At 38.9% G+C, this 9,141-nt stretch carries 11 protein-coding genes and 1 pseudogene; 3 read left to right on the forward strand and 9 right to left on the reverse strand.

Annotation, left to right across the window (positions count from 1 at the left end):
- Positions 1–41: 41 nt before the first annotated feature.
- From F8S12_RS41650 to F8S12_RS15605, 8 genes are all read right to left on the reverse strand, one after another.
- A complete protein-coding gene (locus tag F8S12_RS41650) occupies positions 42–809 on the reverse strand; it encodes a restriction endonuclease (protein WP_196517065.1) in 768 nt (255 codons plus the stop codon).
- A gap of 136 nt (positions 810–945) precedes the next feature.
- Positions 946–1,197 (reverse strand): DUF6887 family protein, encoded by a 252-nt coding sequence (locus F8S12_RS15575; protein ID WP_196517066.1) that lies wholly within the window; start codon positions 1,195–1,197, stop codon positions 946–948.
- Positions 1,184–1,372: a DUF6888 family protein gene (locus tag F8S12_RS15580; protein WP_196517067.1), complete on the reverse strand. Its 189-nt coding sequence runs from the start codon at positions 1,370–1,372 to the stop codon at positions 1,184–1,186. Before F8S12_RS15580 ends, F8S12_RS15575 begins: the two co-directional genes overlap by 14 nt.
- A 99-nt stretch (positions 1,373–1,471) precedes the next feature.
- On the reverse strand, positions 1,472–1,657 hold the full coding sequence (locus F8S12_RS15585) for a hypothetical protein (RefSeq protein WP_196517068.1): 186 nt from the start codon (positions 1,655–1,657) through the stop codon (positions 1,472–1,474).
- A 129-nt stretch (positions 1,658–1,786) separates the two neighbouring features.
- On the reverse strand, positions 1,787–2,077 hold the full coding sequence (locus F8S12_RS15590; protein ID WP_196517069.1) for a hypothetical protein: 291 nt from the start codon (positions 2,075–2,077) through the stop codon (positions 1,787–1,789).
- Positions 2,078–2,161: 84 nt separating this feature from the next.
- Positions 2,162–2,458, reverse strand: coding sequence for a DUF7734 family protein (locus tag F8S12_RS15595; RefSeq protein ID WP_196517070.1), 297 nt, complete (start codon positions 2,456–2,458; stop codon positions 2,162–2,164).
- Between the two features lie 99 nt (positions 2,459–2,557).
- Entirely contained in the window at positions 2,558–3,154 is a 597-nt protein-coding gene (locus F8S12_RS15600; protein ID WP_196517071.1) for a DUF3177 family protein, read from the reverse strand.
- Between the two features lie 679 nt (positions 3,155–3,833).
- A complete protein-coding gene (locus tag F8S12_RS15605) occupies positions 3,834–4,079 on the reverse strand; it encodes a Calvin cycle protein CP12 (RefSeq protein WP_196517072.1) in 246 nt (81 codons plus the stop codon).
- 378 nt (positions 4,080–4,457) lie between these two features.
- Here F8S12_RS15605 and F8S12_RS15610 point away from each other — a divergent pair, with 378 nt between their 5' ends.
- From F8S12_RS15610 to F8S12_RS15620, 3 genes are all read left to right on the forward strand, one after another.
- The gene (locus F8S12_RS15610) at positions 4,458–5,690 is read left to right on the forward strand and encodes an FIST signal transduction protein (RefSeq protein ID WP_196517073.1); all 1,233 of its coding nucleotides are present in this window, start codon (positions 4,458–4,460) and stop codon (positions 5,688–5,690) included.
- A gap of 78 nt (positions 5,691–5,768) precedes the next feature.
- Entirely contained in the window at positions 5,769–6,632 is an 864-nt protein-coding gene (locus F8S12_RS15615; RefSeq protein WP_196517077.1) for a fructosamine kinase family protein, read from the forward strand.
- A gap of 425 nt (positions 6,633–7,057) precedes the next feature.
- A complete protein-coding gene (locus F8S12_RS15620) occupies positions 7,058–8,803 on the forward strand; it encodes an SNF2-related protein (protein ID WP_196517074.1) in 1,746 nt (581 codons plus the stop codon).
- 92 nt (positions 8,804–8,895) lie between these two features.
- Here the strand turns inward: F8S12_RS15620 and F8S12_RS40620 are convergent.
- Positions 8,896–9,141, reverse strand: a pseudogene (locus tag F8S12_RS40620) (ISH3 family transposase); the annotation flags it as partial.

Below are 9,141 nucleotides of genomic sequence, written 5' to 3' on the forward strand. Positions count from 1 at the left end.
TTCTCTACCCTGAAGTGTTAGGTGGCTAGCTCAATTATTTTTCATCTTCGTCTTCCCCGAATAACTCTGTCAACCCAATTTAACAAATCACTTTTGTCAACTTTAGCAAGTATGTAAGTATCTCTTTGCACTCTCTCAAGGGCACCTTTCGTAAGATATGTTGAAGTCACTAAAATACCTTTGCTTGCTTTGTGTTCGCTACGGGTATCTGCTAACTCTCGTATCACCTCTATCCCCACTTTGTTGCCAGGCTTCTTATGTTTAGCTTGCCAAACAGCCTTAAACAATCCACTCTCACCTAAATCTTTAGTTGCAATCAAATCTTTACCACCATCACTGCGTCCTGCACCTAATTCAACTGAGTATCCATCCTTTTCCAATAGCTCTGCCACTAGCTCTTCAAACTCACGCCAGTGAAGAGATGCAATATCTATTCCACCCTCAATTAATTTCTCAAGAACGCCAAAACTAGGTGATAGCTGAATAATTTCGCTTTTGCTTTCGGGCAGTACTAGCTCTGATTTACTGTATTGTTTTTTACGTTTCGGAATGAGATATTCAACGAATATTCCATCATTCAGCACGTTTTTAATATCTTGTTTTAAGCGCGTCTTTTCGGCAGGTTCGAGCCACTTATCTATCTGCTCAAGTAATTCCTTCCTACCCAAATCATTTTGAAAAGTGGACAATTCAACCGATGGAAATAGGTGATTATCTGGATCGTACTTATCGAAAAAAAAGCCTATTGCATGATCATAACCAAAAAGTATTGGCTCCCCATTTTTGGATTCTGTAACTACTTGGGACACAAATCTTGCTCAATCAATTTCAAACTACTTTAACTTTGAACATGAAAAGACAGATTCTTAACTATGCCATTACCAAAAGATAAAGCAGCACAACGCCACAGTTGAGCCGCCGCAGATAACCTTTAGGTATCACAAATCACTCTTGGTCGGTCGGCTCCAAGGCAGTGTTAGCCTGCTGACTACTGCTTCTTGCTACTTCTAGCTTTTGGCGAATCGCTGCTTGAACCTTCTCATCAAAATCGGGATCGTTGGGGCTTGCAACAATCCTACGCGGACGCTGATTAATCCTGTCCAAGTATGCTTGAAAAGCAGCTTGATCCCCGCGATGCTTGAGAAAATACTGTTTCAATTCAACATCAGACATTGAATCGTAATTAATTCGGCTCATCAGACAACTCTCCGTTGGGTAAAATTTGGAATTCAATCTCTTCGTCATACCCAGCAAGGATGTATACATTACGAGTCCGATTATCAACGCAAATGAGGTATATGGGCTGAAGCATGATATACGTCAGTTGATAGCTAATACGATACAAACTTGCTAGTTGAGGAGCAGTAGGCATTTTAGTTAATTACACCACCTGCTGCCCATTTTAGCAGTTGGCTTTGCTCAACTTTGAGATTATGACTTATGAACTTCTCCAAGTATGCCAACCATCTTATCAAACTGGGCGATCGCAGGCAGCGATTTCACTCGCATCGACTTCAAAAGCTCCGGTTTCGATGTCGATCGCCACAATTTTGCTATGATTATCTGCTTCAACCTGTGAGCGCACCTGAGATTCATAAATCTCATCGCCACGTCGAGCGAATTCTTCTTTGCTGTAGCGAGGTTGGCGAACTGTCATAGAAATAACCTTGTGTTCACGCCTCTAATTTTTCTATTTTAGGCTATGGGCTTTTTGCTTCGCTCAGAACCTAGAGTTAGATAGAGCAAAGCTCCCCAATAAACGGCTCAAGACTGGAATTTTCTTACTTCATTCCACATCGCTAAAATCATCACCATATTCAGAGAGATAGACTTCCATCCCTAAATCATTCAGAATGCGAATCATCTCTGCCGAAATTACAGCACCGCCACCTGTAGCATTCTTACGTACCTTAAATCCAATATCCGCTACATACTTTCCTTTAGGAATCACTTGATGATTTGTTTTGAGCCATTCTTCTAGTTCGCCAATCTGTGTAGGTAGTTCCCACTCTCCGGTACTACACTCACCTATTGTCCCTATGTCATCGCTTTCATCGTTATAAATATGAACAGGCATAATTTTAAAATGTTTATTATCGGTCTAACGTTCATGGTCATGAGCTGCTAGTAGCGTTAGGATTTATTTCAAATTCTGAATTAGTTAGACTCCGGCTTCTGATAATAAAGCTTCCATAGCTTCCCAAGAGAGTCCTTGTTGAATATAACGGGGTGCTTCAGGATTATAAGGACTGGCTACTCGGTCAATGTTGAGGATGTTTGCGCCATCTGGTAGAACCGGTACATCTGCATCAAATACTGTGGAGCGCATCAAAGAACTGGAAAAGCCTTTAAAAACAGCAATTGTATCTTGCTCATCGGCAATTTCCACCGTTAAAAGTAGGACTTCTTGGGGGCATTTAGCAGTGTATTGTTCCAGTCGCTTGCCAATGGAATTCATTTTGTGAATTTTAAATTTTCAATTAGAGAAAAGTCGAAGCCGTTGGTGTAGGGTGTCAAAGACAGGCTTCCTTGGATTTGAACTGTGGCACAGTGACGGTTACTGTGGTGTGGCCGAGCGTCCCTGCTTGCCCAGCTTAATCAGAACAAAATAGCTTAAGTAAAGCACATAAATTACTAAACTAATTATGCCAAGAAAACCTAAGAACTCAGCTTTGCTATTAGCATGAAAATATTCTTTGAATAGCAACGGTGCCTCGAACCAGACGCGACAATTGGAAGTCTTCAAGGCATTTTCAGAAAAAGCACAACCCAAAAAAGGGATTAAGGCTAGTGCACCCAAGATACAATAAACAGTTGTAGCCCAACGCCAAGAAGTAAAAATAAATTTCAAAGCTCCACTGGTTTGATACTCAATTTCATCGTTGAGATCCACCCAGAACCACAGTGAAATCGGGATCAAAATCCGAGCCATCAATCCCGAAAAAAAGCTAACTGGATATTGAGCGATCATTAAGTAAATCGTGATTGCCACCAAGCTTGCTACTCGCCAATATATAGTTAACAGGCGTTGTATACTTTCTGCTTTTTGCACAAATGCCCAAATCAGAAGAATTAGCGGAATAATTCCTAAGAATAATACTGCCAGTCGGTAATCAATCCAGACGAAAGGGCGGAACCAAGTATTATAGTCCATATTTTTTCTCAAAGGATAAATAAAACATTTTTAACCAACAGCGAGTATCTATAACTGACATATTTATAAGCTATTAGCTAGTAATTTATCTATATTACATAACAGGTTAATCCAAGCACAAAGCTCAGTGGCTAGTCTCAAAACTTTACCCTGACTTCTTTTTGCAAGCAAGTGGCTCCCAAACTCATACCATTTCCCGAAATTTATACTACAAACACGTTTGTAGGGACGTATAAATGTACGTCCCTACAGCAAATTCATTTGTTGCAAAGATTTTTGAAAAAGGTGTTATAAAATGAAGTTTTATAAGTTATTTAATTCATTTTCTTTTGCAAAAAACAAGCAACTCGAAGATATTCAACTTAGATTTGGCATCTACCTGTAGTAAGCATCAAAGAGAATTTCAAAATCCACCCAGCCGCTATATACTTACTTGGCACTCCCGAACAAAATCCCAATTTATTTAAGTGTAAAGGTTTATTTTGAAATCAAAAAACTCTCAAAGTTAAACCTTTAGACATACCTAACTGCACATATTTCACCAATCTTGCACCTCTTAGGGAACATGATGAAAGAAGGCGATCGCAATTTTAGACGGCAGTGGACTGGAGATACCAGATATCAGTAAATACATCCTAGTTGCTTGCTAACTCAACAGAAAATTCACTTGCCTCAATTTCTAGTCCTCGTAAACCCGGCATTCAATTGCCTCTGGGTTGTCATCACAATACTGTTCTAGAGAGTTTTTTGGCTTGCTTTGGCGCTTGTGTGAGGCTTCGGCTTGCAATTCTTCTACTGCATCCCAAGCAGCAGCACACTCTGGTGAGCTGCTACCTGTAATATCACAGGTAGCGCGTGCTTGTTCCACTTCATCTTGAATTTTTTCTTGGATGTCGCCCTTTACTGTTTCTTGGATGTTGGTCATTGCTTTAGTCTGGTTGTGTGTTGTTAATACTAGTATAGAAAAACTTCAAAAATGGTAGCTTTTGGCTTTATTACTAACCATTCTAACAATTTAGCTGATAAGAGGTTAGTGCCTGAGCCTATTGATTTATAACCAATACATCAAATTAACGCATCTATTATAATGTATTTACCTTTATTTTTTAATATTTTCTGGAATTAGTACTATAGAACAATAATCATACAATATATTTAGATGCATGTATTTAGGGAATTGACAACCCCAGCTTCCTGGGATGGGGAATACAAAGGGCTGGTGTCAACTCTTGTAGGATGCAACTCTTTCCAAAATGAATAATCAAAAACTACTAGCCTAAAAAGAGAAAGAAGCCCAAAACTCATGGCAGACCAAATGCAATGGACAAACGCCCTATCAACCCATCATTCATTGGAAGCAGCAGTTGCAGATGTGGTACAACGATCGCTCTCGTCGTTAACTGCACCTGCGGATTTAGGGCTGGTATTCATTTCGTCTGCTTTTGCGAGTGAGTATTCCCGACTATTACCCTTGTTGGCTGAGAAACTTTCTGTGCCAGTGCTAATTGGCTGTAGTGGTGGAGGTGTAATTGGGACAACAGTTAGTGGAGAAACCCAGGAGTTGGAAGCTGAACCAGCTATCAGCCTGACTTTAGCGCACCTTCCCGGTGTGAAAGTTCAAGTCTTTCATGTTGTTGCTGAAGAATTACCTGACTTAGACGGCCCACCAGATGCTTGGCTTGATTTGGTCGGTGTGCCATCATCACCGACACCCCAGTTCATCTTGCTGTCTAGTTCCTTCGCCTCTGGAATCAACGATTTGTTGCAAGGGCTGGATTTTGCTTATCCAGGATCAGCGATCGTGGGGGGAGAGGCTAGTGGTGGGGGTATGGGTGGTCGTGCTGCCCTATTTTGTAATGAGGTTTGCGGTGGGCTGGGTCAACACTTGTATCGTGAGGGTACTGTCGGTATAGCTTTGACTGGCAATATTGTGTTGGAAACGATTGTAGCCCAAGGATGCCGACCTATTGGCAAACCATTGCAAGTCACAAAAGCCGATCGCAATATCATTCTAGAATTAGATGAAAAAGTACCTCTGATGGTATTACGAGATTTGATTGCCAGTCTCAGCGAACAGGAACGTACCTTAGCACAGCACTCTCTATTTGTGGGTGTGGCAATGGATGAATTTAAGATGGCTTTGCAACAAGGAGACTTTTTAATTCGGGGTATTCTTGGGGTAGATCCCACAGCTGGGGCGATCGCTATTGGCGATCGCGTCCGTTCTGGTCAAAGGCTGCAATTCCACCTGCGTGATGCCCAAGCCTCTGCTGAAGACTTAGAATTACTTCTACAAAGTTATCAACACAAACGAGACTCTGAACCCTCTGCTGTAGCTGCCTTGATGTTTGCCTGTCTGGGACGAGGTGAGGGACTCTATGGTAAACCGAATTTCGATTCTGAACTATTTAGGCGCTACCTCAACGATATTCCTGTAAGCGGCTTTTTCTGTGGTGGTGAAATCGGCCCTGTTGGTGGCAGAACCTTCTTACACGCCTACACTTCAGCATTTGGAATTTGCCGCCAAAATCAGTGATGAGTTATGAGTGCTGAGTTATGAGTTAAAAATTTAGTTCCTAACTTCTAAATCCTAAATCCTAACTTTTATTCAATGATGTGGACTCAAATCGACGCGCATATTAGCCAAGTGACTGGTGAAAAATTTCAGAGTCAGCAACGGCGATCGGTTGGTGGCGGGTGTATTAACCAAGGTTATGCTGTTTCCAATGGTCAGCTTACCTACTTTGTCAAGGTTAACCAAGCATCCCAAGTTGCGATGTTTGAAGCTGAGGCATTGGGGTTAGAGGAAATGCTAGCAACAGCTAATATTCGCGTTCCTAAACCAATTTGCTGGGGTGTGACTGGTAATTCTAGCTACATCGTGCTGGAGTGGTTGGAACTTGGTAGCGGTAACAGCAATTCATGGGAAGAAATGGGGCACAAGCTGGCGGCGATGCATAAAGCTAGTAGCAGTCAAGGTTTTGGTTGGAAAATTAACAATACCATTGGTTCTACGCTGCAAATCAATACTTGGACAGCAGACTGGGCAGAATTTTATATTAAACATCGCCTGGGTTATCAATTTCAGTTAGCAAGACGACGAAGGGGTAATTTTCCTCAAGAAGACAAATTACTAGCAGCTATCCCTGAACTATTGGCGGATCATCAGGTGCAACCTTCTTTAGTACATGGCGATTTATGGGGCGGGAATGCTGGGTGTACTGCGTCGGGAGAACCAGTGATATTTGATCCAGCAACTTATTTTGCAGATAGAGAAGTTGATATCGCCATGACAGAATTGTTTGGTGGTTTCCCTGCGGCGTTTTATAAAGGTTACAACGAAGTCTTTCCTTTAGATGCAGGCTATGAGCAGAGAAAAACGCTCTATAACCTGTATCACATTTTGAATCACTTCAATTTATTTGGGGGTGGTTATGGTTCCCAAGCGAATCGGATGATTGACCAGATTTTGCGCTGAACTTCACCTTTTTACAAAGTCCTAATAGTCTGATCGCTCTTCTACAACAAAGCACAAGGATGTAGAAGGGCAATTACTTGTGGTGAAATGCTAGCGTCAATGCCCAGCAGTATCCAGCAGTATCCAGCAGTATCCAGCAGTATATAGAGTACGCATAACCTAGCATAACATTCTAAAAAATTACAATCCTAGAGAGTGCGATCGCCACTCGCACTAAATCTTATGTGTGAGTGACTAATTTCCTAATTTTTTTGTATAGTAACACTTTTGTAGTACTATTGTACCAGCTTAGTTTTTTGTCTACTCATTTTGAAAGTACCGAAAGGTCAGAGAGCCAAGATTCATAATTAGTAGAAATTGATTTTTGGGCTTGGCACTACTCCGTTGACCTGTCATTTTGTCACAAATATTAATAGTAAATAAAAATGGCTAAAAAATCAAAAGGTAATGAATCTGAACCACAGTCTAATTTAGATAACGAAAACACTAACATGAAATGGCCTCCTAATGCATTATTTCCTCTTAATCTCCCTAGTGAAAAGAGAAATGTTAAGCAAGAAGTTATTAAAGATATTAATTCAAGTGAAAATTATTTAATAAACACAGGATTTAGCTCACTAGGAAATATTATAGATATCTTTAATACTGAGGTTGATATATCCACAATTAATTCTGTCCGTATTCTTCTTGGTTCGGAGCCTGATAGCCGACCCAGGAAATCTTGGAAAAAAGTCGATTTACAAAAAGAAATAAAAGACTATTGGTTAGAGCGTGGATATTCTTTATTGAAAGGCGGAAACATTATTAAAACTATTGAGTATATTAGAACTGGTAAACTCCATTTTAAAATTTCGGATAATTTTCATGCAAAACTCTATATTGGCGAAAGTCATGCAATTGCAGGTTCCTCTAATTTTAGTAGAAATGGTTTATCTCAACAGTCAGAAGCTAATGTCAGGGTTTATAAGAATTCTATTATACTTTTTGAAAAACAACAGTACGAAGGAATGGATCAGATTGCAGAAAATTATTATAAATTGGGGCAAGACTACAAAGATGAAATCATAGATTTATTAGAAAAATTAATGTCAATAACATCTTGGGAGGAAGCTTTGGCGAGAGCGATCGCAGAAATCCTAGAATGCAATTGGTTTAAAGAATTTCCTCAACTATATGAAAAATTAAATAATATTAGCTTGTGGCCTGCACAGAGATATGGTTTAGGACAAGCATTATATATATTACAAACTCAAGGTTGCGTCTTGATTGCCGATCCGACTGGTTCTGGTAAGACTAAGCTCATCAGCACACTTCAATTATTACTATTCTACTGGTTGTGGGAATCTGACAGAATGAATAAATCATATATATTGACAATATGTCCGCCAATAGTACAAAACAATTGGCATCAAGAATCTGTTGATATAGGCTTTGCTCAGAGTTCACAGGTTTCAATGGGATTATTAAGCCATTCTCATAATTATAGACATAAAAATATTTTGAAAGAGATTCAAATAGCTAATATCTTAACGATAGATGAAGCCCATAATTATTTAAATTCAAAATCTCAGCGAAGTGAGAATATTTCAAAGCATAAAGCTGACTATATTATTCTTTCTACCGCCACACCTATTAGCAAGCAAGTCAGAGATTTATTACGCTTGATAGAAATGCTTGATGTCGATAACTTAGATAATGATGAATTAAATCAGTTAAAAAGGCTGAAAAAAGGTGGATTATTGAAGAATGCTAAAGAAACAGAGAATTTAAGAAATTATATTAAAAAATTTATTGTCCGTAGAACTAAAAAACAATTTAAAAATTTAATTAAACAAGAACCAGATAAGTATAAAGATAAATTTGGAAGATTATGTCGATATCCCAAAACTGAGAGTCACACTTATGCTACTAAAGAAACAACAAAGGACAAATCAATAGCTTTAGAAATTAATAATCTTGCTCAACAGTTAAAGGGAATTGTCTATTTACAAAAGTTAGAAAAAACTGATTATTATTTTGAAATTGGAGAGGAAGCTTATATTAAGATGAGGTTAAATACAGCAAATGCGCTAGCAATATTTGCTGTACAAGCAAGATTGAGGTCTTCGAGAGTAGCTTTAACAGTAAACCAAAAAGTTTTTCCCAAAGAGCGATCGCCAAAAGCTTTGTAGTCTATGATACTTTTTAATACGCAATATTCTAACTAGCAAACATAGTATAGATAATGATTACTTATGATTAGCTGATTGATAATCTATTGATGTTAACCGGATGGAATGTAAATGCTTTCAACTACTTGATATTTACGTTCAATAGCTTGAGATAAAAAAGACAACATCTGTTTGAGTGGAAAAAGTGTGCGATAAATTAATCGACTACCTTTTCTCTTGCGACTGATTCTGAGCCAAAGGAGATTCACCCAGATATTAACTAGAAGAAAAGATATACCAACGAATAGTAATCTTAAGACTGGATTTTTATTATTAGTTTTAATTCGACAAATATTTTT

The sequence above is a fragment of the Nostoc sp. WHI genome (assembly GCF_015714725.1).
Classification (GTDB): Bacteria; Cyanobacteriota; Cyanobacteriia; order Cyanobacteriales; family Nostocaceae; genus Nostoc.